The organism is Massilia sp. GCM10023247 (assembly GCF_042653325.1).
GTDB lineage: Bacteria > Pseudomonadota > Gammaproteobacteria > Burkholderiales > Burkholderiaceae_D > Telluria.
This window is the reverse complement of record NZ_JBHSIB010000005.1, coordinates 63,463-82,879: the sequence shown is the minus strand read 5'-3', so window position 1 is coordinate 82,879 and position 19,417 is coordinate 63,463. Positions and strand designations below refer to the sequence as shown.

25 protein-coding genes and 1 tRNA gene are annotated in these 19,417 nt (G+C 66.6%); 9 read left to right on the top strand and 17 right to left on the bottom strand.

All coding sequences use genetic code 11. The features are described from left to right. Positions 1-108: 108 nt before the first annotated feature. The 8 genes from ACFPAH_RS01825 to ACFPAH_RS01790 form a co-directional block, all read right to left on the bottom strand. Positions 109-675, bottom strand: coding sequence for an alpha-ketoglutarate-dependent dioxygenase AlkB family protein (locus ACFPAH_RS01825; RefSeq protein WP_379739743.1), 567 nt, complete (start codon positions 673-675; stop codon positions 109-111). A gap of 133 nt (positions 676-808) precedes the next feature. Continuing rightward, positions 809-1,171, bottom strand: coding sequence for a hypothetical protein (locus tag ACFPAH_RS01820; RefSeq protein ID WP_379739740.1), 363 nt, complete (start codon positions 1,169-1,171; stop codon positions 809-811). A gap of 135 nt (positions 1,172-1,306) precedes the next feature. Further along, positions 1,307-1,684 carry an MAPEG family protein gene (locus tag ACFPAH_RS01815; RefSeq protein ID WP_379739737.1) on the bottom strand — a complete coding sequence of 126 codons (378 nt, stop codon included), beginning with the start codon at positions 1,682-1,684 and terminating at the stop codon, positions 1,307-1,309. Between the two features lie 37 nt (positions 1,685-1,721). Beyond that, positions 1,722-2,555, bottom strand: coding sequence for a Rossmann-like and DUF2520 domain-containing protein (locus tag ACFPAH_RS01810; protein ID WP_379739734.1), 834 nt, complete (start codon positions 2,553-2,555; stop codon positions 1,722-1,724). Further along, on the bottom strand, positions 2,555-3,133 hold the full coding sequence (locus ACFPAH_RS01805; RefSeq protein ID WP_379739731.1) for a DUF924 family protein: 579 nt from the start codon (positions 3,131-3,133) through the stop codon (positions 2,555-2,557). Before ACFPAH_RS01805 ends, ACFPAH_RS01810 begins: the two co-directional genes overlap by 1 nt. A 50-nt stretch (positions 3,134-3,183) precedes the next feature. Next, on the bottom strand, positions 3,184-3,927 hold the full coding sequence (locus ACFPAH_RS01800) for an MgtC/SapB family protein (protein ID WP_379739728.1): 744 nt from the start codon (positions 3,925-3,927) through the stop codon (positions 3,184-3,186). Between the two features lie 36 nt (positions 3,928-3,963). Continuing rightward, positions 3,964-4,224: a hypothetical protein gene (locus ACFPAH_RS01795; RefSeq protein ID WP_379739725.1), complete on the bottom strand. Its 261-nt coding sequence runs from the start codon at positions 4,222-4,224 to the stop codon at positions 3,964-3,966. Position 4,225: 1 nt separating this feature from the next. Further along, positions 4,226-6,055 carry an aminopeptidase P family protein gene (locus ACFPAH_RS01790; protein ID WP_379739722.1) on the bottom strand — a complete coding sequence of 610 codons (1,830 nt, stop codon included), beginning with the start codon at positions 6,053-6,055 and terminating at the stop codon, positions 4,226-4,228. Positions 6,056-6,250: 195 nt separating this feature from the next. On the opposite strand from ACFPAH_RS01790, the gene ACFPAH_RS01785 reads away from it, so the two are divergent. After that, the gene (locus ACFPAH_RS01785) at positions 6,251-6,874 is read left to right on the top strand and encodes a hypoxanthine-guanine phosphoribosyltransferase (RefSeq protein WP_379739719.1); all 624 of its coding nucleotides are present in this window, start codon (positions 6,251-6,253) and stop codon (positions 6,872-6,874) included. 59 nt (positions 6,875-6,933) lie between these two features. Here the strand turns inward: ACFPAH_RS01785 and ACFPAH_RS01780 are convergent, their stop codons facing one another. The 4 genes from ACFPAH_RS01780 to ACFPAH_RS01765 all read right to left on the bottom strand — a co-directional run bounded on the left by ACFPAH_RS01780 (position 6,934) and on the right by ACFPAH_RS01765 (position 9,534). Further along, positions 6,934-7,890, bottom strand: coding sequence for an NAD(P)H-dependent flavin oxidoreductase (locus ACFPAH_RS01780; RefSeq protein ID WP_379739716.1), 957 nt, complete (start codon positions 7,888-7,890; stop codon positions 6,934-6,936). A gap of 81 nt (positions 7,891-7,971) precedes the next feature. Next, the gene (locus tag ACFPAH_RS01775; RefSeq protein ID WP_379739713.1) at positions 7,972-8,910 is read right to left on the bottom strand and encodes an MBL fold metallo-hydrolase; all 939 of its coding nucleotides are present in this window, start codon (positions 8,908-8,910) and stop codon (positions 7,972-7,974) included. A 1-nt stretch (position 8,911) separates the two neighbouring features. Beyond that, positions 8,912-9,109 carry a DUF1289 domain-containing protein gene (locus ACFPAH_RS01770; protein WP_379739710.1) on the bottom strand — a complete coding sequence of 66 codons (198 nt, stop codon included), beginning with the start codon at positions 9,107-9,109 and terminating at the stop codon, positions 8,912-8,914. Next, a complete protein-coding gene (locus tag ACFPAH_RS01765) occupies positions 9,106-9,534 on the bottom strand; it encodes a thioesterase family protein (RefSeq protein WP_379739707.1) in 429 nt (142 codons plus the stop codon). The genes ACFPAH_RS01770 and ACFPAH_RS01765 overlap by 4 nt, the downstream gene beginning before the upstream one ends. Before the next feature lie 136 nt (positions 9,535-9,670). On the opposite strand from ACFPAH_RS01765, the gene ACFPAH_RS01760 reads away from it, so the two are divergent. Then, complete coding sequence (locus tag ACFPAH_RS01760; protein ID WP_379739704.1) at positions 9,671-10,099, top strand: CopG family transcriptional regulator; 429 nt, start codon at positions 9,671-9,673, stop codon at positions 10,097-10,099. Between the two features lie 53 nt (positions 10,100-10,152). Then, positions 10,153-11,271 (top strand): alpha/beta hydrolase family esterase, encoded by a 1,119-nt coding sequence (locus tag ACFPAH_RS01755; protein WP_417568498.1) that lies wholly within the window; start codon positions 10,153-10,155, stop codon positions 11,269-11,271. Positions 11,272-11,334: 63 nt separating this feature from the next. On the opposite strand, the gene ACFPAH_RS01750 is transcribed toward ACFPAH_RS01755, so the two are convergent. Further along, positions 11,335-11,550, bottom strand: a complete 216-nt coding sequence (locus ACFPAH_RS01750; protein WP_379739699.1) for a cysteine-rich CWC family protein — start codon at positions 11,548-11,550, stop codon at positions 11,335-11,337. A 169-nt stretch (positions 11,551-11,719) separates the two neighbouring features. Between ACFPAH_RS01750 and argB the strand changes: the two genes are divergently transcribed. Both argB and ACFPAH_RS01740 read left to right on the top strand, forming a co-directional pair. After that, positions 11,720-12,649, top strand: a complete 930-nt coding sequence (gene argB, locus ACFPAH_RS01745; RefSeq protein ID WP_379739696.1) for an acetylglutamate kinase — start codon at positions 11,720-11,722, stop codon at positions 12,647-12,649. A gap of 50 nt (positions 12,650-12,699) precedes the next feature. After that, positions 12,700-12,774 (top strand) — tRNA-Thr (locus ACFPAH_RS01740). A gap of 24 nt (positions 12,775-12,798) precedes the next feature. Here ACFPAH_RS01740 and ACFPAH_RS01735 read toward each other — a convergent pair. Further along, on the bottom strand, positions 12,799-13,686 hold the full coding sequence (locus ACFPAH_RS01735; RefSeq protein WP_379739693.1) for a TraB/GumN family protein: 888 nt from the start codon (positions 13,684-13,686) through the stop codon (positions 12,799-12,801). On the opposite strand from ACFPAH_RS01735, the gene ACFPAH_RS01730 reads away from it, so the two are divergent. The 3 genes from ACFPAH_RS01730 to pabB are packed head-to-tail and all read left to right on the top strand — an operon-like array spanning position 13,685 to position 16,893. Then, entirely contained in the window at positions 13,685-14,440 is a 756-nt protein-coding gene (locus ACFPAH_RS01730; RefSeq protein WP_379740228.1) for a pyrimidine 5'-nucleotidase, read from the top strand. The genes ACFPAH_RS01735 and ACFPAH_RS01730 overlap by 2 nt on opposite strands. A gap of 26 nt (positions 14,441-14,466) precedes the next feature. After that, positions 14,467-15,045 (top strand): nucleoid occlusion factor SlmA, encoded by a 579-nt coding sequence (gene slmA / locus ACFPAH_RS01725; protein WP_379739690.1) that lies wholly within the window; start codon positions 14,467-14,469, stop codon positions 15,043-15,045. Between the two features lie 9 nt (positions 15,046-15,054). Then, positions 15,055-16,893, top strand: coding sequence for an aminodeoxychorismate synthase component I (pabB, locus tag ACFPAH_RS01720; RefSeq protein WP_379739687.1), 1,839 nt, complete (start codon positions 15,055-15,057; stop codon positions 16,891-16,893). 1 nt (position 16,894) lies between these two features. Here pabB and ACFPAH_RS01715 read toward each other — a convergent pair whose 3' ends face one another. The 3 genes from ACFPAH_RS01715 to ACFPAH_RS01705 form a co-directional block, all read right to left on the bottom strand. Then, positions 16,895-17,506: an OmpW/AlkL family protein gene (locus ACFPAH_RS01715; RefSeq protein WP_379739684.1), complete on the bottom strand. Its 612-nt coding sequence runs from the start codon at positions 17,504-17,506 to the stop codon at positions 16,895-16,897. A 95-nt stretch (positions 17,507-17,601) separates the two neighbouring features. Beyond that, a complete protein-coding gene (locus ACFPAH_RS01710) occupies positions 17,602-18,204 on the bottom strand; it encodes a glutathione peroxidase (RefSeq protein ID WP_379739681.1) in 603 nt (200 codons plus the stop codon). A 39-nt stretch (positions 18,205-18,243) separates the two neighbouring features. Then, positions 18,244-18,666 carry a CoA-binding protein gene (locus ACFPAH_RS01705; protein ID WP_379739678.1) on the bottom strand — a complete coding sequence of 141 codons (423 nt, stop codon included), beginning with the start codon at positions 18,664-18,666 and terminating at the stop codon, positions 18,244-18,246. A gap of 129 nt (positions 18,667-18,795) precedes the next feature. Between ACFPAH_RS01705 and ACFPAH_RS01700 the strand changes: the two genes are divergently transcribed. Continuing rightward, positions 18,796-19,416 (top strand): peptidoglycan recognition family protein, encoded by a 621-nt coding sequence (locus ACFPAH_RS01700; RefSeq protein ID WP_379739675.1) that lies wholly within the window; start codon positions 18,796-18,798, stop codon positions 19,414-19,416. Position 19,417: the final 1 nt, after the last annotated feature.

The window sequence follows — 19,417 nt, the reverse complement described above, 5'->3', positions numbered from 1 at the left end:
GAAAACTTTATGTCCGTCGGTATTCCGTAAGAAATGTAATTGGATGTAACATAACTGACTTATTGTTCAGTTATATTTAGGCGCAGGATAGCGCAGAATCGGTGCAATTTAAACGATGTATCTGAAAGTCAGGTTGATTCGCCCGCCGAGTGAACGCGTCGATTTATTGATGCCGTGGAGCCAGTTTTGCTGGGTGGCGCCGCTCATCAACAGCAGGCCGCCGGCGCTCAGGGGCAGGCGCAGCGTGCGTTTGTCGCGTTTATGCTTCAGGATAAAGGTGCGCGTCGCGCCGTAGCTGAGCGAAGCGATGGCCGGCGCGGGGCCGAGTTCGGGCTCGTCGTCGCTGTGCATGCCCATGCTGTCGCGCTCGTCACGATATAAATTCAGCAGTACGCTGTTGAAGCGCCGCGCGCAAGCGGCCTCGACGGCGGTACGGATTTCGCCCAGCAGCGGCGTCCATGCCAGCGGCGCCAGGCGCAGTCCGGAATATGTATAGCTGGCATCGCCATACCAGGCCGTCAGGCGCGGCTGCAGGTGGCGCTTGCCGTACACGAGCACCGTTTCGGCGCGCCACGGCGTTTGCTCGAGCAGGCGCGCAAACAGCTCCTCGTTGGAATACGGCAGCGGCAACTGGGCTTGCCAGGCCAGTTTGCCGTCGTGGATCGGGATCGGCACCAACGTGCCAGGAGAATCGAACAGGTCCACAGGGACAATCCATCGTGCAGTGGTCGAACGGTGATTCTTGCACGAATGACGCGCCGGATGCCCGCGCCAGCTGCGCAGGCGGGCCGTCAGGCGGCGACCTGCCTCAGGCGTAGGCCTCGGCCATGCTCATCACACGCGGCGCGACCTGCAGGCCGAGCTTGTCGAACAGGCTCGCGAGCGCGGCCAGGTTGGCACTGCACTCTTCCGGCTTCCAGCCCTTGAACAGGTCGGTGCCGTCCTTCTCGAAATGCAGGTCGAGCACACGGCCGCTGTCGCGGTGGGTGTAATTCTTCTGGTAGGTGCCCTTAAAGCCGAGCTCGGCCAGTGCGGCCAGCAGGGCTTGCGGCGGATTGTCGGGATCGGTCGCGAGGTAGACGCCAAAAGTCTTACCGGGCGGCTTGGCGGCGACATCGACTTCATAAATGCCGGGTGCCTTCGTGATCGCGGTACTCTTCAAAAACAGCATATGGTCTCCTGCGCAGCAAACCGGCCGGGCGCGACGCGCACCAGTCGCCGGGAACTACGGATATACCAGAGAGCTTATTGCTATTTAGAAACTTTGTCGATTCCTAGATCAAGATATTTTGCTTTAGTGCATCAATTAGCGTAGCACGAGCCCCACAACGCTCCCGGCGACCAGGGCGCCGCAGGCCAGCATGCCGAGCACGAAGCCGGCCTCCCGGCGTGCCGGGTCGCGGTAATAGCCGAGCGCGTACAGGATGCGCGCCGCGCACCAGAGCAGGCCGCCGGCCGCGGCCCAGCCATCGCCGAGGTAGGCGGCGCACAGCCAGAGCGGTCCCAGCACCAGCGGCAACTGCTCGAGCGTATTGGCTTGCACCCGCTGCGCGCTCTGGAAGGCCGGCGGGCCGTCCATGCGCGGCGCCGGCACCTTGTATTTGACGCGCGCCCAGCCGGCCACGACGCCGGTCCAGAAATATACGCCGAGAACGGCCAGCGTGGCCCAGGCGGTAAACACCATGTCGTCCTTGCCCAATAAAAAAAAGAAAAATGCAGGTTCAGGCGGCGCCGCGGCGCTTGCGCGCGGCGAGCGCCGTGGTGGCCTCGACCAGGGCGCCGTACAGCGCGGCGCTAGGGGCATCCCAGTCCTGGAGCGCCGCGTGCTGGCGCGCGACGGTGGCGACATCGCCGCGCGCGACCGGGCCGCTGAGGGCTGCTGCCGGCCCCAGCCTGAACACATTGTCCAGGGTTTCGCTGGCCAGCGGGCGCGCCAGTTCGCGCGCCACCGCTTCCGGCACGCCGGCGGCGGCATACGCGCGCAGCGCCGCGTCGAGCACCGTCACCAGGTAGTTCGAGGCGAACACCGAGGCGGCGTGGTAGACGGTCTTGGCGGCGGCGTCGATGGCGACCAGGCGCGCGCCGATGGCCTCGAAGGCCGGCGACAGCAGCGCCAGCGCGGCCGGGTCGCCTTCGGTGCCGCACCAGGTGCCGCCAAAGCTGGCGGCCACCGATTCCGGATCGGCGAAGCTGCGCACCGGGTGCACGCTGGCGACCTGGGCGCCAACCGCGCTTGCCGCCGCGAGCTCGTCCGAGGTTTTGGCGCCGCTGCAGTGAAACACGACGGCGCCGCCCAGCAGCCCGGCTTCGGCCAGGGCGGCGCAGACCGGTGCGATCTGGTCGTCGCCGACGGCCAGCATCCAGGCCGCGGCCGGGCGCAGCGCGCTGTGCGCCGCGACGGCGTGCCCGGCGCCGATGAACTGCACGGCCTCGAGGGCGCTGGCCGGCGAGCGCGTCAGCACGTCCTGCACCTCGAACACGGCTTTGGTACAAAACAGCCGGCCCAGCGCGCGGCCGACATGGCCGGCGCCGACGATGTTGAGTGTCGCCGCCATCAGAACCCGGCGCCGGGCTGGCCCAGGTACTGCAGTTCGTCGGGGGTCGAGGCGCGCCCGAGGATCGGGTTACGGTGCGGGAAGCGGCCGAAACGCGCGATCACGCCGCGGTGGCGGTGCGCATAGTCGAGCATCTCGGTAAACCCCTCGTGTTCCTGGGCCAGGCGCCCGAACAGTTCGACGGCGCACTCCTGCATGCGGGCGTCCTCGGCGTGCTCGAAGGGCATGTAGGCAAACGCGCGCTGCTGCGGCTCGAGCAGGCGGTCGGCGCCGCTGTCGACGAGCGCGCGCGCAGCCTGCAGCGCCAGCATGTCGCCGGCAAACGACTCCGGCTTGTCGCGGAAGGCGTTGCGGGTGAACTGGTCGAGGACCAAGATGCGCGCCAGCGTGCCCTCGGGACCTTGTTGATCCCATTCGCGCAGGCCGCCGGCCACCGCCTGGGCAATCACGGTGGCGAAGCGCTCGGCAACCAGGGCGTCGAAGGCGGCGTCCTTGCGGAACCACTCGGGGCGCGCCTTGCCGTAGCCGGCGTCGGTGCGCGGCAGGAACCAGAAATCGAGAACGTCTTGTGCGGTCATGGTCTTGCTATCCAGTCTAGTAATTTTTAATTATAGAGCGTGCGGGACGCTCAGTTGCGGGCGTGCGAGAGCTGGAAACCTTCGACCCCCTCGAACGAGGACAGTTCGGCCGCCAGTTCGGTGAGCGTGGCGCGGTTGTGGCGCGACAGCGCCAGCGCCACGAAGCGCCATTCCTGGCCGCCGGCGGTGCTGGCGATGGTCAGCGAACTGCCGGCGATCGTATAGCCGCGCTCGAGCGCCGCCTCGCGCAGCGCTTCCTCGCGCGGCAAAAAATCCCGGCGAAAGCGCAGCATCACGGCCACCGCGCGGCGCGACGGCAGCACGGCCTCGACCTTGTTCAGGTAGATCATGATCATGGCCGAGAAAAACGCCAGTCCCATCGCCGCCAGATAAAAGCCGACCCCGACCAGGATCCCGATCACGGACGAACTCCAGATCGAGGCCGCGGTGGTAAGCCCGCTGATATTGAAGCCCTCGCGCATGATGACGCCGGCGCCGAGGAAACCGATGCCGGTCACCACACCCTGCATCACGCGGGTCGGGTCGACCACGCCGATGGCGCCGGTCTGGCCGCCGAACCAGGCTTCCGGATAGCCGCTGACGATGGTCAGCGCGCACGAGGCCATGCACACCAGTCCGTAGGTGCGCATGCCGGCGGCGCGGCCGTGGTAGGAGCGTTCGTAGCCGACCAGCAGGCCCAGCAGCAACGCGCCGGCCAGGTGCAGCAGGATCACGGCATTGGTCACGATCTCGGCCGGCGACCAGTACGGGGACACAAAATTCAGGCTCGTCATGGCATCCTTGTAGATGGCCGGGGAGCGCTCCCCGGCTCAGGGCTTCTTGCGCACCAGCTGCTTTTCGAACGCGAGGTCGTGCTTGCTGACGCGCTTGACTTCCTGCGGCCCCAGGGCGTTCACGAACTGGACGAATTCGTCCAGTTCGAGCGGCGCGCACAAGGGCGGCGCTCCGGGCGTTTCCGACAGGTAGAACAGGCCGTCGCCGGTGCGCGCCATCGAATACCCGGTCTGCCCGGTACGGCGTTTCAGGCGCTCGACGGCGGAGCTGGCGCGGGTGGAGCGGGCGGACACCATGTCAGACCTCCCTGGTACGCAGTTCGAGCCAGTCGCGCGCGGCGCCGCTCACGTGCGGCAGCAGGCGTTCGCGCACGGTGGCGTGGTAGCGGTTGAGCCACTGGACTTCGTGCGGGGCCAACAGCGCCAGGTCGAGGCAGCGGGTGTCGATCGGGCACAGGGTCAGCGTCTCGAAGCGCAGGAAGTCGCCGAACTCTCCGCTGTCGGCCGGCACGTTCAGCACCAGGTTCTCGATCCGGATGCCCCAGCGCCCCGGCTTGTAGATGCCCGGTTCGATCGAGGTGATCATGCCCGGCTCCATCGCCGTGTGCGGCTCGGGGGCGGCGCTCGGCGAAATCGTCTGCGGTCCTTCGTGCACGTTCAAGAAATACCCGACGCCGTGGCCGGTGCCGTGGCCATAGTCGACGCCGGCCGCCCAGATCGGGGCGCGCGCGATGGCGTCGAGCATCGGCGCGCGGGTGCCGCGCGGGAACTGGGTGCTCGACAAGGCCATCATCCCCTTCAGCACCAGGGTGAAATCGCGCCGCTGGGCATCGCTGACGTTCCCGACCGGGACCACGCGCGTGATGTCGGTGGTGCCGCCCAGGTACTGGCCGCCCGAGTCGATCAGGAGCAGGCCGTCGCCCTCGATCACGGCGTGCGCGGCCGGCGTGGCGCGGTAGTGCATGATGGCGCCGTTGGCGTTGAAGCCGGCGATGGTGCCGAAGCTCGGGCTGACGAAACCGGGACGGCGCGCACGCGCTGCCGTGATCTGTTCATCGATGCTCAGCTCGGTCAGCGGAGAACGCCGGTCGTTGGCCAGCGTTTCCTCCAGCCAGGCGAAAAATTCGCACAGGGCCGCCCCGTCCTGCTCCATGGTGGCGCGCACGTGCGCCGCCTCGGCCTCGCTCTTTCTCGACTTGGCGAAGGTGGTCGGGTTGACCGCCTCGACCACGCGCACGTCGCCGGCAACGGCCTCGCGCATGCCGGCGGTGACGCGGCGCGGGTCGAGCAGCAGCGAACTGCCGGGCGGCAGCGCGGCAAGCGCCTCGACCACGCCGGCATACGGGGCGAGGGCGATGCCCTCCTCGAGCAGCTTGGCACGCAAGGGCTCGGGCACCTTGCCCTCGGCCACGAACAGGGTCGCCCCATCGCGTGCGACGAGCGCATGCGCGACGAACACCGGATTGAAGCTGACATCGGCGCCGCGCAGGTTGAACAGGTAGGCGATGTCGTCGAGGGTCGAGATGAAGTGGCGGTCCGCACCCAGGGTTTCCATGGCGTCGCAGGTGGCGGCCAGTTTCTCGGCGCGCGCCAGCGTCGCATACGGCGCCTCGTGTTCGTAGATCGGCGCGTCCGGCAGCCCGGGACGGTCGGTCCAGATCTCGTCGAGCAAGTCGAGGTCGGTGCGCAGTTGGACGCCGCGCGCGCCCAGCGCGTCCTTGAGCAGGCGCGCCACGGCCAGGCCCAGCACGCGGGCGTCGACCGCCACCGTCTGCCCGGGCCGCATGTTGGCGGCCAGCCAGTCGATGTGCAGCAGGCTGGCGCCCGACGGGATCTTCATCAGGGAGATGTCGGTGCCTGCCAGTTCGGTCTCGGCCTGGGTCCAGTAGCGCCCGTCGGTCCAGACGCCGGCGAAATCCCGGGTCGCGATGAAGGTGCCGACCGAACCGGTGAAGCCGGAGATCCACTCGCGTCCCTGCCAGCGGCGCGGCAGGTATTCGGACAGGTGGGGGTCGCTCGAGGGCAGGATAAAGGCGTCGATCCCATGGCGCGCCATGGCGGTGCGCAGCTGCTGCAGGCGCGCGGCGCGCTCCGCAGTGTTCTGCATCGTGAATTCATTCGTGGACATGGCTGGCTTCGATGTTATTCAAGCCACGTATGATACGCCCCAAAGACGGATAATGGCGCGGGCAAATCTTGCGTATAAACATCAACAGCGCAGTGGCGGAAACGGCGGCTGTGTTGACACGTGGATTCAAGCGGACGTGGGTTTGTTGCAAAGTTGCCCCATAATCTAATCGGAGACATTCTTAGAACGATGACCATGCAAGATTTTCACCATGCCCGCGCGCGTGCGCTACTTGCGAACGCGCGCCAGATCGTCAGCCCCGAAGAAGTGCAGGCCGCCGTGCGGCACGTGGCCGACGTCCTCAACGAGCGCTTCGGCGCACCCGGCAACACCACCTTCCCGCTGGTGCTCGGCGTGATGGGCGGCGCCGTCGTGTTTACGGGCACCCTGCTGCCCCAGCTCGGCTTCCCGCTCGAATTCGACTACATCCACGTCAGCCGCTATGGCGACGACGACCGCGGCGGCCAGATCGTCTGGAAGGTAATCCCGCGCCAGAACGTGGCGGGCCGCACCATCGTCGTCGTCGACGACATCCTCGACGAAGGCGAAACCCTCGCTCACGTGAAGCAGCGCCTGCTCGACATGGGCGCGGCCGAGGTCATCGTCGCGGTATTCGCCGACAAGGACATCAAACGCAGCAAGCCGATCCGCGCCGACATCGTCGGCTTGACCTTGCCGAACGCCTTCGTGGTCGGTTTCGGCATGGACGTGTATGGCTACTGGCGCAACCTGCCGGCGCTGTACGCGATCCGCCAGGAAGACCTGAACGCGGCCGATCCGGCGCCCGACTATCCGATTCCGGACGAAAAAGCGTCGTAAAGTGTAGGGAGGGGGCATTGAAGCCCCGGCTTCAATGCCCCCCTCCGGGACCGCCCCGCCTAGCGCAGCGCCAGGCGCGCGCGCGCCGCCTCGTATTCGGCCTTCAGGCGCGCGACCATCTCGGCCACGGTCGGCACGTCGTCCATCAGGCCCACGCCCTGGCCGGCGCCCCAGATGTCGCGCCAGGCTTTCGCCGTGCCGTCGCCGAAGCTCATCTTGCTCTTGTCCGATTCCGGCAGCGCGTCCGGGTCGAGCCCGGCGTTGACGATCGATTTCTTCAGGTAGTTGCCGTGCACGCCAGTAAACAAGTTGGTGTAGACGATATCCGCCGCGCTCGATTCGACGATCGCCTCGCGGTAGGACGCGCTGACGTTCGATTCCTGGGTCGCCAGCCAGCGCGAGCCGATGTAGGCGACATCGGCGCCCATCGCCTGGGCCGCGAGGATGGCGTCGCCGGTGGCGATGGCGCCCGACAGGGCGAGCGGGCCGTCGAAGAATTTGCGCACCTCCCCCACCAGCGCGAACGGAGACAAGGCGCCCGCATGGCCGCCGGCGCCGGCCGCCACCAGGATCAGGCCGTCGACGCCCGCCTCCAGGGCCTTTTGCGCGTGGCGGATCGAGACCACGTCGTGCAGGACGATGCCGCCGTAGCTGTGCACGGCGTCGAGCATCTCCTTCGGCGGCGCCCGCAGCGAGGAGATGATGATCGGCACCTGGTGCTTCACGCAGACCTCGACGTCGTGCTCGAGGCGCGCGTTCGAGGCGTGCACGATCTGGTTGACCGCGATCGGGCCGACCTTCGCGCCCGGATGGGCGGCCGCATACTCGGCCAGTTCGCGCTGCAGGTCGGTCAGCCAGGTATCGAGCAGCTCGGCCGGACGGGCGTTCAGGGCCGGGAAGGAGCCGACGATGCCGGCCTTGCACTGCGCCGCGACGAGCGCCGGGCCGCTGGCGATGAACATCGGCGAAGCAATCACGGGTAAGGATAGGTCTTGCAGGATCGGGGGCAGCGACATGGGCGGCTTTCGGCGTGGTTGATCGGACCGTTCGATTATAGGGTCAAAAAAGCACGGTCGTGCTAGACCGTCGGCTCTAATTCAGGCGTCGACCAGGAAACCGGCGTCGACGCGGGCGGCCCTGGCGCGCACCAGCGCGGCCAGCGCCCAGTCGGCCAGGGCGGCGTAAGGGTCGCAGCGTCCATGCGCGGCCGCCAGCGCACCGGCGTCGAGCCAGCGCAGCGCGCTGCCGACCACCGGAATCGACGCCAACAAGCCGGGCAGCGCCGCCAGCGCAATCTTCTGCCGCTCGAGCAATAAAAACTTCAGCATGACCTTGACCGCATTCTCCGCATTGCGCTTCGGGTCGCCCGCCAAATAATCCAGGCGCGAATAGGCCCGTGCCAATGCCGCCCCCACATCGCCGAACATGCGCCCGTGTCCGGGAATCACGAGCCGCGCATCGAGGCCGGCAATCAGGTCGAGCGTGGCGCGGGCCTCGTCGAAACCGGGTTCTCCGGCCAGTTCCGGAAAAATCACCCCGAACCCGTTTTCCCACAGCGCGTCGCCGGCAACCAGGATGCCCTCGCCTGCGCAATACAGCAGCAGCGCATGCGGATCGTGCCCGGGCGCGGCCAGCACCTCCCAGGACAGGCCGCCCAGGGTGAGCGCCTCTCCGGGGGACAGCACGCCATCAAAACCGAAACGGGCGCATTGCTGCCCGGTGGCGCGGTAACTGAGCGCATCCTCGTCCCAGCGCGCCACCTTGTCGGCCTCCCATACCGGGATGGCCGTGTGGCAGCCGTAGGCCGCTTGCAGGGCCGCGTTGCCGCCGCAGTGGTCCGAGTGCAGGTGGGTGTTGAGCAGGCGCTCGAGCGGGCGCTCGCGCAGGGCATGACGCACCAGCGCCAGCGTCTGCGGCGCGTGGGTGAGATAACCGCTGTCGACCAGGGCCGTCTCGGATCCCGTAAACAGCACATTGTTCGAGGACAGCCAGCCGCGCTCGAAGACCTGCATCGTGGCGGGCAGGCGCAACTGCATGTCAGCCGAAATCGAGTTCGGACTCGCGGCGCCGGATTTCGAACCAGACCGCGCGCTTGTAGTCGTCGCCGGCGCTGCCCCAGGCGACGATCTCGTCGATCGTGCGCAGGCAGCCGCGGCACAGGCCGGTAACCTGGTCCATCTCGCACAGGCTGATGCAGGGCGACGGCACCGGCGTCTGGCCTTCGGGCTGCGTCATGGCGCCACCTCGCCGTGCTTGCGCGCGAGGCGGGCCTGGAAGCGCTCGGGGTCGATCACGTGACGCTCGTGCGTGCCTTCGCAGATGCGCTCGACGTCGTCCCAGGCTTCGACCTTGAAACGCACGCGCTTGCCCTCGACCTCGGTCACCTCGCCTTCGATGCGCAAGGTCATGCCGGGCGGGGTCGGCGCCAGGTGCTGGAAGCTGACCATGGTGCCCAGGCTTTGTTCGCGCGGCCAGTCGAGGAAAGGCATCATGCCGTGGACACAGGCCAGTTCCATCATGCCGACCATGTAGCCGGTCGCCAGCACCTCGGGCATGTCGAGGCAGAACGGGGTGTCGTGATACAGCTGGGGCACGGTGGCGCGCGCGGGAACGGTGTACTGCCATGCGAAGCGCAGGCCGGGTTGTAATTCTGGACTCATGGAGAAATAGAGTACCCGATTCAAACGGATCGCGCTTGACCTCAGGGCTCAGGAGGGTACACTGGTCTCAGGATTTAACCATCCAGGTGGATGGTAACAGGATGGTACAAGGGTGCAAAGAAAGGATGGTGCAAGGATGCGGGGCGAGATAACGACGACCAGCGAGCCGAAGCAAAAGCTCGCGGACTCGGAAAAGATCACGATCAACCTGGGCATGATCGACCTGGGCCAGATCGATTTGCTGGTCAGCGAAGGGTTTTATAGCAACCGTACCGACCTGATTCGGACGGCGATTCGCAACCAGTTGAATACCCACGCCGACGTGGTCCGGCAAACCGTTGCCCGCCGCAGCCTCGTGCTCGGCATGCACCATTATTCGCGCACCGATCTGGAAGCGGCGCAGCAGGCCGGCGTCCGGCTCCAGATCCAGGTACTCGGCATGGCCAGCATCGCCAGCGACGTGTCGGTCGAACTGGCACTGGCCACCATTGAATCGATTTCGGTGCTTGGGGCGCTGCATGCAAGCAACGCCGTAAAAGCCGCATTGGCAGAGCGCATCCAGTAGGGAAGGCCCAAGAGGCCGACCTTCGAGCGCACGACAAGGAAAAGCACATGAAACTGAATATGAACAACAAACTGCTCTCGCAGATGCGGGCCGCGACCCGCAACCTGATGCACAAGCCGCAACTGGACACCAACAAGGTGATCCAGGATGCGCTGAAAAGCGCCTCGGCCATGACCCAGGCAGCCCAGCAGCAAATGCAGGGCCTGTCGCAGGCGAACGGGGCGGCCCACCCGCGCATGCCATCCGAGGTATCGGACATGCTGGCCGAACTGAGCCGCAACTTCGGGGGCGGCGCCGCCGCCGCCAACGAGCCGGCAGCCGCCCTGCCCGGCACCTTCAGCGAGGGCAGCCATACCAACGGCGCCGGCACCCGCAGCTATAAACTGTATGTGCCCAGCAGCTACACGGCAGACACGCCGGTGCCGCTGGTCGTGATGCTGCACGGCTGCACCCAGGACCCGGACGATTTCGCCCACGGCACGCAAATGAACGCGCTGGCCGAGGAAATGGGTTGCCTCGTGGTCTACCCGGCGCAATCGCGCCAGGCGAATGCCTCGCGCTGCTGGAACTGGTTCAACAACGTCGACCAGCAGCGCGACCAGGGCGAGCCTTCGATCATCGCCGGCATCACGCGTGCGATTATCTCCAAGCACAACATCGATCCGGCCCGGGTGTATGTGGCGGGCCTGTCGGCCGGCGGCGCCATGTCCACCATCATGGGCACGCTGTATCCGGACCTGTATGCGGCGGTCGGCGTGCACTCGGGCCTGCCATTCGCATCGGCCCACGACCTGCCCTCGGCACTGGCGGCCATGAAGGGCCAGCTCCAGCGCCAGCGCGACGCCCAGCTGCAGCCGGGCCGCTCGCTGCCGATCATCGTCTTCCATGGCGACCAGGACCAGACCGTGCACCCGACCAACGGCGACGAGCTGATGGTGCAGGCGCGCGACGCCGCCGACGCCATGGCGGTCGAACCGGGCCGGGTGCCCGACGGCCACGCCTATACCCGCACCATGCACAAGCGGGCCGACGGCAAGGTGCAGGGCGAACATTGGGTCATCCACGGTGCCGGCCACGCCTGGTCCGGCGGCAGCGCGCGCGGCAGCTATACCGACGGCAAGGGACCGGACGCCAGCCGCGAGATGATGCGTTTCTTTAGTACGCACCGTTGAGGGGAGCTCGATAAACCTGCTGCGCGTCGGAGAGCCGACCTGCGCCGCCCCTCCTTCCGCTCGCTACGGTTTCTCGAGCCCTCCCGTTTGGTGCTGGTTGCTGCCAGTGCCGAGCGCCGCTGCCGCGATATGAGCCCGCAGGCAGTCCGGGCACCAGCAGTTGGCGTCGACGCCCGGTACCGGCACCGCGGGCGGCAGTTCGGTGCACCAGCAGGGGCCGGGCGCGGCATCGGCCATGGCGCAGCCGAAGGCGGCGCCGCAGCGGGAACACAGGCTCATGGCGCACCCCGGCGACAGAAATCGTTCGTCATGTGTAATATCGTTGCAGCGTTCATCAGCGGCCATCCTGACGCGTCAGGCCATAAAATACAACAAGAGCGCTGCATAATGCCTACAAAGGCGGCCTAGTTGCCTGTAAAATCTCCGCCACTTTCATTTCGGACCCACCATGAACGCTCAGTTGACCAGCCTGCAGACCGAGGACCAAAACAATGACCTGACCAAGGTCTCGCCGCAGATCAAGGCGCAGATCCTGGCCGAGGCGCTTCCTTACATCCGTAACTTCCACGGCAAGACCATCGTCATCAAATACGGCGGCAATGCGATGACCGACGAGCGCCTGAAGCACGGCTTCGCGCGCGACGTCATCCTCCTGAAACTGGTGGGCATGAATCCGGTGGTGGTGCACGGCGGCGGTCCGCAGATCGACAATGCGCTGAAAAAAATCGGCAAGCAGGGCACCTTCGTGCAGGGCATGCGCATCACCGACGAAGAAACCATGGAAGTGGTCGAGTGGGTGCTGGGCGGCGAAGTCCAGCAGGATATCGTCATGCTGATCAACCACTACGGCGGCCAGGCGGTCGGCCTGACCGGCAAGGACGGCGGCCTGATCCGTGCACGCCGGATGTCGATGCCCGACAAGGAAAAGCCGGGCGAGTTCCTCGACATCGGCTTTGTCGGCGAAATCGAGGCCATCAACCCGGCGGTCGTGAAAGCGCTGCAGGACGACGCCTTCATCCCGATCATCTCGCCGATCGGCTTCGGCCAGGACGGCCAGGCCTATAACATCAATGCCGACGTCGTCGCCGGCAAGATCGCGGAAATCCTGAAGGCCGAAAAGCTGATCATGATGACCAACATCGCCGGCGTGCAGGATAAAGCCGGCAACCTGGTGACCGACCTGTCGGCGCGCGAGATCGACGAGATGTTCGAAGACGGCACGATTTCCGGCGGCATGCTGCCGAAAATCTCGTCGGCGCTGGATGCGGCCAAGTCGGGCGTCAATACGGTGCACATCATCGATGGCCGCATCGAGCACTCTTTGTTGCTGGAAGTCTTGACCGAACAGGCGTTTGGCACTATGATCCGGTCGCACTAAACATTTGTGCAGTTGTGGCGGCGTCCATGCCGCCATTACATTTTCTGCCCGCCCTTGTAGCTCAGTGGTAGAGCACTCCCTTGGTAAGGGAGAGGCCACGTGTTCAATCCACGTCAAGGGCACCATTCCCCGCAGTCTTCCCAAGTCGTTCAATACACCCGCTCGACCTTGATGCCCTTCTGGCGCAACAGTTCCGGCACGCCATTTTTCCCCAGCAGGTGCAGCAGCCCCACCGCCACCACCGCATTGTCCTCGCGCGCCAGCAGTGCGGCCACCTTGTCCGCCATCGGGCCGTTGCGCTCGTTGAGCACGATGTCGCGCATGAAGCTGCCGGAGAACGTGGTGTCGCTGTCGATCCGCTGCGCGATCCGCTCCAGCGCGGCCTGGTCGGCGCGGTCGTAGGCGTCGAACATCTCGCGCCCCTCGCGCAGCTGGCGGCCCGAGGCCATGTTCTCCAGCGTTTCTTCCAGCAGGCGCCATTGGGCGTCGTCCGGCAAGCGGTTCAGCAGCGCCGCCTGGTACTGCGCCGATTCGAGCTCGGCGATTCGGATCTTGCTGCTGCGCGCCAGCTGCGCCAGGTGGGCATCGACACCCAGCGCCGGGTCGTAGCCCAGTTTGCCGATGTCGGCGACCGCCAGCAGCGTCGCCACCAGCCACGGCCGCATCCGCGCCACGGCGGCCGGATCGACGCCCTGTTGCCGCAAGCCGGCCTCGATGGGCAGGCGGCGCGCGGCCGGCAAGCCTGCCAGGCCGGTGCTACCCGGCGGGTACAGCCCGTGCTGCTGGAGGGCGGCGGCAACGGCGGCCGGGTCGCGCGCGGCGTCGATCTCCAGCGCCAGCGTCGGCGCGGCCGCGACCGCTGCACGGATGCGCGGCTCGAGCGGATAGAAATCGGCGCGGCCGGCGTGGATGGTGCCGTACAGGTACAAGGTGTTGCCCTTGTCCGTGACCTTGAGCAGCGCGCCGCGCTCGGCGGCGACGGCCTGGACGGCCATCAGGAGCAGACTGAGGAACACTACTATAATCGGACGTCGCATACCTGCTCCCCTCTCTGAAATCGTGTCAACTACCCACCGTCGCCCGCTTGTCTGGCTGTTTGATCTGGACAATACACTGCATGATGCATCGCATGCAATCTTCCCGGCCATCAGCGCCAACATGAACACCTATATCGCGCGCGTGCTCGACGACGGTGTCACCCCGGTCACCCAGGAACGCATCGACGCCGCCCGCCTCGGCTACTGGAAAAAATACGGCGCCACCCTGCTCGGCATGATGCGCCACCACGGCGTGAATGCGCCCCACTTCCTGCGTGAAACCCACGATTTGGCGGACCTGCGCGCGATGATGCGCTCCGAAACCGGTCTCGGCCGCCTGCTGCAGCGCCTGCCCGGCAGAAAAATCCTGCTGACGAATGCGCCGCTCGACTATTCGACCCACGTGATGCGCCACCTAGGCCTGCAGCGCCATTTCACGCGCCATATCGCCATCGAGCAGATGCAGGTACACCGCCAGCTGCGCCCGAAGCCGTCGAAGCTGATGCTGGCGCGCCTGCTGCGCCGCCACGGCGTCGCCGCGCGCGACTGCGTGCTGGTCGAAGACACGCTGGCCAACCTGAAAAGCGCGAAGCAGCTGGGCCTGTCCACCGTCTGGGTCACCCAGTACCTGCGCCGCGGCGAGCGCAGCACACTGGCGCAAGCCCGGCCGCGAAGATTGATTCGCCCCAATTATGTCGATGTCAAAGTAAAATCCGTGCGGCAACTACCAAAGCAGCTGAACAGGCTCCGCTAATTCATTTACCTTTATTTCGGGACACCATGGCAAGCACCAAGCCAGGCCAGCGCAAACTGCAGATCCTCCAGGCCTTGGCGGCCATGCTCGAACAGCCGAAGGGCGAGAAGATCACCACTGCCGCGCTGGCGGCGCACCTGGCCGTGTCGGAGGCGGCGCTGTACCGCCACTTCGCCAGCAAGGCGCAAATGTACGAAGGCCTGATCGAGTTCATCGAATCGAGCGTGTTCGGCGTCATCAACCAGATCGTCGAGAGGGAAGAGCGCGGCGTCGACCAGGCCTATGCCATTCTCACCATGCTGCTGAACTTTGCCGCCAGCAATCCCGGCATGACGCGGGTGCTGATCGGCGACGCCCTGGTCGGCGAGGACGAGCGCCTGCAGCTGCGCATGAACCTGTTCTATGACAGGATCGAGCTGGCCTGCAAGGGCGCGCTGCGCCTGGCCGTCACGCAAGGCCACGGGATCGAGGACGACGTTCCGGCGCGCGCCAGCCTGCTGGTGAGCTATGTCACCGGGCGCTGGCACCGCTTTGCCAAGAGCGGCTTCCGCCAGCATCCCGCTGACGGGACAGGCGTACAATTATCGCTGCTGCTGGCGGCCTGAGGCCCCTCGATGAATACGGTCTTTGCCTTGCTCGACGATGCGGGCGCGGAGGGTCATGCGCAGGCGCGCTCGCGACTGTACACCGGCCATGCGGGCACCCTGGACTGCCTTGATGCCGCCGGCTGGGCCGGCGTGCTGGCCGAACTGCAGGCCGCCCTCGCGCGCGGCCTGTACGCGGTGCCCCTGCTCTCCTACGAACTGGGCGCGCACCTGCTCGGCATTCCTGCCAAGCCGCTGGCCGGGCCGCTGGCGCAGGTGCTGCTGTTCGAGCGCTGCGAGCGCCTGACGCCCGACGCCGCGGCCGCCTGGGTCGCCACGCGCGCCGCCGCCGGCGACACCCCGGCCGGCATCGGCGCGATCGATGCGAACGTCGACGAAGCCCGGTTTGTCGAGGCGATCGGACGCATCCGCGACTATATCGCCGCCGGCGACACCTACCAGGTGAATTACACCTACCGCCTGCGTTTCGACGCCTTCGGCTCGGTCTTCGCGCTGTACCGGCGCCTGCGCGCGCGCCAGCCGGTGCCGTATGGGGCCCTGATCGGGCTGCCCGACGGCGGCGCGCTCCTGTCGTTCTCGCCCGAGCTGTTCGTGCGCCATACCGGCGGCACCCTGCTTGCGCGGCCGATGAAGGGCACGGCGCCGGCGTCGGACGACGAGGCCACGACCGCCGAGCGCGCCGCCGCGCTCGCACTCGACCCCAAGAACCGCGCCGAAAACCTGATGATCGTCGACCTGCTGCGCAACGACCTGGGGCGGATCGCCGAGACCGGCAGCGTGGCGGTGCCGCGCCTGTTCGAGGTGACGCGCTTCGGCGCCGTGCTGCAGATGACCTCCACGGTGCAGGCGCGCCTGCGCGCGGACGCGTCCCTGCTGGAGGTGTTCGCGGCGCTGTATCCCTGCGGCTCGATCACGGGCGCGCCAAAGCGGCGCACCATGGAAATCATCGACGAACTCGAGCCCGACGCACGCGGCATCTATACGGGCGCGATCGGCTGGTTCGACCCGCCCCAGGACGGGCGCGCCTTCGGCGACTTCTGCCTGTCGGTACCGATCCGCACGCTCGCGCTCGGCCCCGGCGAAGCGCTGCGGCGCGGCGAACTCGGGGTCGGTGCCGGCATCGTCTTCGACAGCGACCCGCAAGCGGAATTCGCGGAGTGCCGGCTGAAGGCGCGCTTTTTGACGGCACTGCCCAACGCGTTCGAGATCTTCGAGACCATCCGCGCCTCGTGGCAGGACGGGCCGCGCCACCTCGACGCCCATCTGGCGCGCATCGCCGCCTCCTGCGCGTATTTCAATCGCCGCTTCGATGCCGATGCCGCGCGCGCGCTGGTGGTCGACGCCTGCCTCGCCCTGCCGCAAGACGCCAGCCTGCACCGGCTGCGCCTGGCGCTCGACGCCGACGACCGGCTCGCGCTCACGGCGGCCCCGCTGGCGCCCCTGCACGAGCCGGTGCGCCTGGTGCTGGCCGCCGAGACCACCCATTCGGACGACGTCTTCCTGCGCCATAAAACCTCGGTGCGCAACCGCTACGACGCCGCCTGGCGCGCGGCCGAAGCCGAAGGCGCCTTCGACGCCCTGTTTTTCAACGAGCGGGGGGAATTGACCGAAGGGGGGCGCAGCAATGTGTTCGTGCGGATCGGCGGCGAGTGGATCACGCCGCCGCTGTCGTGCGGGCTGCTGCCGGGCGTGATGCGCGCGACCATGCTGGCCGCGCCGGCCTGGCGCGCCAGCGAGCGGGTGATCACGCGCGCGATGCTGGCGCGGGCCGAAGGCATCGTCGTCTGCAATGCCCTGCGCGGCCCGCTGCTGGCCTACTTCGAGCCGGGCCCGGAGCGGGCTCCCTGAATCAGAACCGGTAGCCGACGCCGATACCCAGCAGCAGCGGGTCGACCTTGACCGCGCTGGCGCGGGCGCCGCCGACGAACACGTCGCTACGGATCTGCACTTTTTTAATGTCGACGTTGAGCGACCACTGCGGGGCGATGCGGAAGTCGACGCCGGCCTGCGCGGCCAGGCCCCAGCTGTCGTTCTCGAGTCCGCCCGCACCGTCGAGCAGGCGCACGCGCGACAGGCGCGTGTAGTTCACACCGGCGCCGACATAGGGACGCAAGGCCTGTCCAGGCGCGAAATGGTATTGCAGGGTAAGCGTCGGCGGCAGGTGGCGCAAGCTGCCGATGCGCGTCCCATCGAGGCGCACGGCATGTTTTTGTGGATAAGTAAGGATCAGTTCGGCCGCCAGCTGCGGCGTGAAGAAATAACTGATGTCGAGCTCGGGGATGGTCTTGTTGCTGACATGGATGCGGTCGGCCGCACCAATGCCGCCCACCGGATCGGCGTGGTTGGCGGTGTCGATGTGGACCGCGCGCGCGCGTAGCTGCCAGGGCGATTCCTGGGCGCCGGCGCCGGCGCCCGTCAGGCCGAGCACGGCCGCGATCATGGTCAGTGCTGCTGTTTTCATTTTTCTTGCCTCATCGTGTCGTCATTGATGAGGCAAGTTTATTGACCCAAATCAACAAAATCGTTGATGTGAATCAAAACCGACAAGCTTGACGATTACATACCGAGCGCGCTTTCGATCTTGCCGGTCAGCTCGGGGTCTTCCGGCGCGACCTTGCTCGGGAAATGCTCGATCACTTTACCGTCACGGCCGATCAGGTATTTCGTGAAATTCCACTTCGGTTGCTTGCCGGTCTGCTGGGCCAGCGCCGCATGCAGCGGATTGGCCTTGTCGCCGCTGACCACGGTCGGTGCGAACATCGGGAATTTGACGCCGTAGGTGTTGTAGCAGAGGTCGGCGATTTCCTTGGTGCTCGCCGCTTCCTGCTTAAAATCGTTCGACGGGAAGCCCAGCACCACCAGGCCGCGCGGACCGTATTTCGCGTACAGTTTTTCCAGCCCCTCGTACTGCTTGGTGTAGCCGCAGTAGCTGGCCGTGTTCACGACCAGCAGCACCTTGCCGGCGTACTGGCAGAGGTCTTGCGGCGCCTCGTCCTGCAGGCGCTTGAAGTTCTGTTTCAACAGTGCCGGGCAGGCGGCCGGCGCGGCAGTGCCGGCGGCAGCGGGCGCGGGGCGGTTCGGCACGACGCCGGCCGGTTGCGCCAGCGCGGACGAGGCAGCGGCCAGTAGGGAGAAGGACAGGAGGGCGGTTTTCAGCATGATGGGTCCGATGATGGGTCCGATGATGGGTCGGATGACTTAGGCGTCGAGCTTGCGATGTTCAATTTTAAGGCAGTGGTTCATCACCACATCGAGGCCGGCGGCGCGGGCCAGGTCGGCCGCCGCCTGGTTTTCGATATCCAGTTGCATCCACAGGCAGCCGGCGCGGATCGCGATGGCGTCGCGCGCCAGCGGCGGGATGTCGTCGGACTTGCGGAAGCAGTCGACGATGTCGATCCGCTGGCCGCCCGGCGCGAGCGAATCGGCCGCCTCCTGCAGGCTGGCGTAGACCGGTTCGCCGAGGATCTCGGTACCGGCGTATTGCGGATTGACGGGGAGGATGCGGTAGCCCTGCCCTTGCAGGTATTCGGCGACGCCGAAGCTGGCGCGCTCGGGCTTGTTGGACAGGCCGACGACGGCGATGTTTTTACTGTCTCGCAGGATTTGGGGGATCGTTCTCATGGGCGCGTGGAATAGTCGGGGATCGGCGTAAGCTTAACAGGTTTGCATCGCCGTGCCAGCCTGCGCGCGGGTTTGCGCAACCTCTTTAACTGTGGAAAGATGGCGCCTTCCTCCACCATGCAAGCCGCCATGACTCTTTCCCGCGCACCGCACCTGTTCGCCACCCTCTGCCTCGCCCTGGCCGCCGCCGGCTGCGCGGTGCAGCCGACCGCCGTGGCCCCGCCGATCGTCTCCGTTGCCGACTGGGGCGGCACCCCGGCCGACCCGGCCAAGGCGCGGCGCCACACGATCACCCACATCACGCTGCACCACCAGGGCGAGCCGTTCAAACCGGGCACCGACCCGCGCCAATACCTGAGAAACCTGCAAACCTGGTCCAGGAACAGCAAGGGCTGGCTCGACATCCCCTACCACTACATCATCGACCTCGAAGGCCGCACCTATGCCGGGCGCGACATCGCCTATGCGGGCGACACCAACACCGAGTACGACCCCAGCGGCCACGCGCTGGTCGAGGTCGTGGGCAACTTCGAGGAAGTCGAACCGAACCAGGCGCAACTGGACGCCGTGGTCGAGGTGATGACGATGCTGGCCCAAAAATACGACGTGCCGGTCGAGCGCATCGCCAGCCACCGCGACCATTCGGACAAGACCGTCTGCCCTGGCGCCAACCTGTACCGCTATGTGCAGAGAGGCTACTTCCGCGAGCAAGTCGCCGCCAGGCTGGCGCTGGCCAAGCAGCCGCGCTGAT

Excerpts from the sequence above, each read along its gene's own strand:
- ACFPAH_RS01820 (WP_379739740.1), bottom strand. The coding sequence starts at position 1,171 with ATGCTGTTTTTGAAGAGTACCGCGATCACGAAGGCACCCGGCATTTAT.
- ACFPAH_RS01815 (WP_379739737.1), bottom strand. The coding sequence starts at position 1,684 with ATGGTGTTTACCGCCTGGGCCACGCTGGCCGTTCTCGGCGTATATTTC.
- ACFPAH_RS01810 (WP_379739734.1), bottom strand. The coding sequence starts at position 2,555 with ATGGCGGCGACACTCAACATCGTCGGCGCCGGCCATGTCGGCCGCGCG.
- ACFPAH_RS01805 (WP_379739731.1), bottom strand. The coding sequence starts at position 3,133 with ATGACCGCACAAGACGTTCTCGATTTCTGGTTCCTGCCGCGCACCGAC.
- ACFPAH_RS01800 (WP_379739728.1), bottom strand. The coding sequence starts at position 3,927 with ATGACGAGCCTGAATTTTGTGTCCCCGTACTGGTCGCCGGCCGAGATC.
- ACFPAH_RS01795 (WP_379739725.1), bottom strand. The coding sequence starts at position 4,224 with ATGGTGTCCGCCCGCTCCACCCGCGCCAGCTCCGCCGTCGAGCGCCTG.
- ACFPAH_RS01790 (WP_379739722.1), bottom strand. The coding sequence starts at position 6,055 with ATGTCCACGAATGAATTCACGATGCAGAACACTGCGGAGCGCGCCGCG.
- ACFPAH_RS01785 (WP_379739719.1), top strand. The coding sequence starts at position 6,251 with ATGCAAGATTTTCACCATGCCCGCGCGCGTGCGCTACTTGCGAACGCG.
- ACFPAH_RS01780 (WP_379739716.1), bottom strand. The coding sequence starts at position 7,890 with ATGTCGCTGCCCCCGATCCTGCAAGACCTATCCTTACCCGTGATTGCT.
- ACFPAH_RS01775 (WP_379739713.1), bottom strand. The coding sequence starts at position 8,910 with ATGCAGTTGCGCCTGCCCGCCACGATGCAGGTCTTCGAGCGCGGCTGG.
- ACFPAH_RS01770 (WP_379739710.1), bottom strand. The coding sequence starts at position 9,109 with ATGACGCAGCCCGAAGGCCAGACGCCGGTGCCGTCGCCCTGCATCAGC.
- ACFPAH_RS01765 (WP_379739707.1), bottom strand. The coding sequence starts at position 9,534 with ATGAGTCCAGAATTACAACCCGGCCTGCGCTTCGCATGGCAGTACACC.
- ACFPAH_RS01760 (WP_379739704.1), top strand. The coding sequence starts at position 9,671 with ATGCGGGGCGAGATAACGACGACCAGCGAGCCGAAGCAAAAGCTCGCG.
- ACFPAH_RS01750 (WP_379739699.1), bottom strand. The coding sequence starts at position 11,550 with ATGAGCCTGTGTTCCCGCTGCGGCGCCGCCTTCGGCTGCGCCATGGCC.
- argB (WP_379739696.1), top strand. The coding sequence starts at position 11,720 with ATGAACGCTCAGTTGACCAGCCTGCAGACCGAGGACCAAAACAATGAC.
- ACFPAH_RS01735 (WP_379739693.1), bottom strand. The coding sequence starts at position 13,686 with ATGCGACGTCCGATTATAGTAGTGTTCCTCAGTCTGCTCCTGATGGCC.
- slmA (WP_379739690.1), top strand. The coding sequence starts at position 14,467 with ATGGCAAGCACCAAGCCAGGCCAGCGCAAACTGCAGATCCTCCAGGCC.
- pabB (WP_379739687.1), top strand. The coding sequence starts at position 15,055 with ATGAATACGGTCTTTGCCTTGCTCGACGATGCGGGCGCGGAGGGTCAT.
- ACFPAH_RS01715 (WP_379739684.1), bottom strand. The coding sequence starts at position 17,506 with ATGAAAACAGCAGCACTGACCATGATCGCGGCCGTGCTCGGCCTGACG.
- ACFPAH_RS01710 (WP_379739681.1), bottom strand. The coding sequence starts at position 18,204 with ATGCTGAAAACCGCCCTCCTGTCCTTCTCCCTACTGGCCGCTGCCTCG.
- ACFPAH_RS01705 (WP_379739678.1), bottom strand. The coding sequence starts at position 18,666 with ATGAGAACGATCCCCCAAATCCTGCGAGACAGTAAAAACATCGCCGTC.
- ACFPAH_RS01700 (WP_379739675.1), top strand. The coding sequence starts at position 18,796 with ATGACTCTTTCCCGCGCACCGCACCTGTTCGCCACCCTCTGCCTCGCC.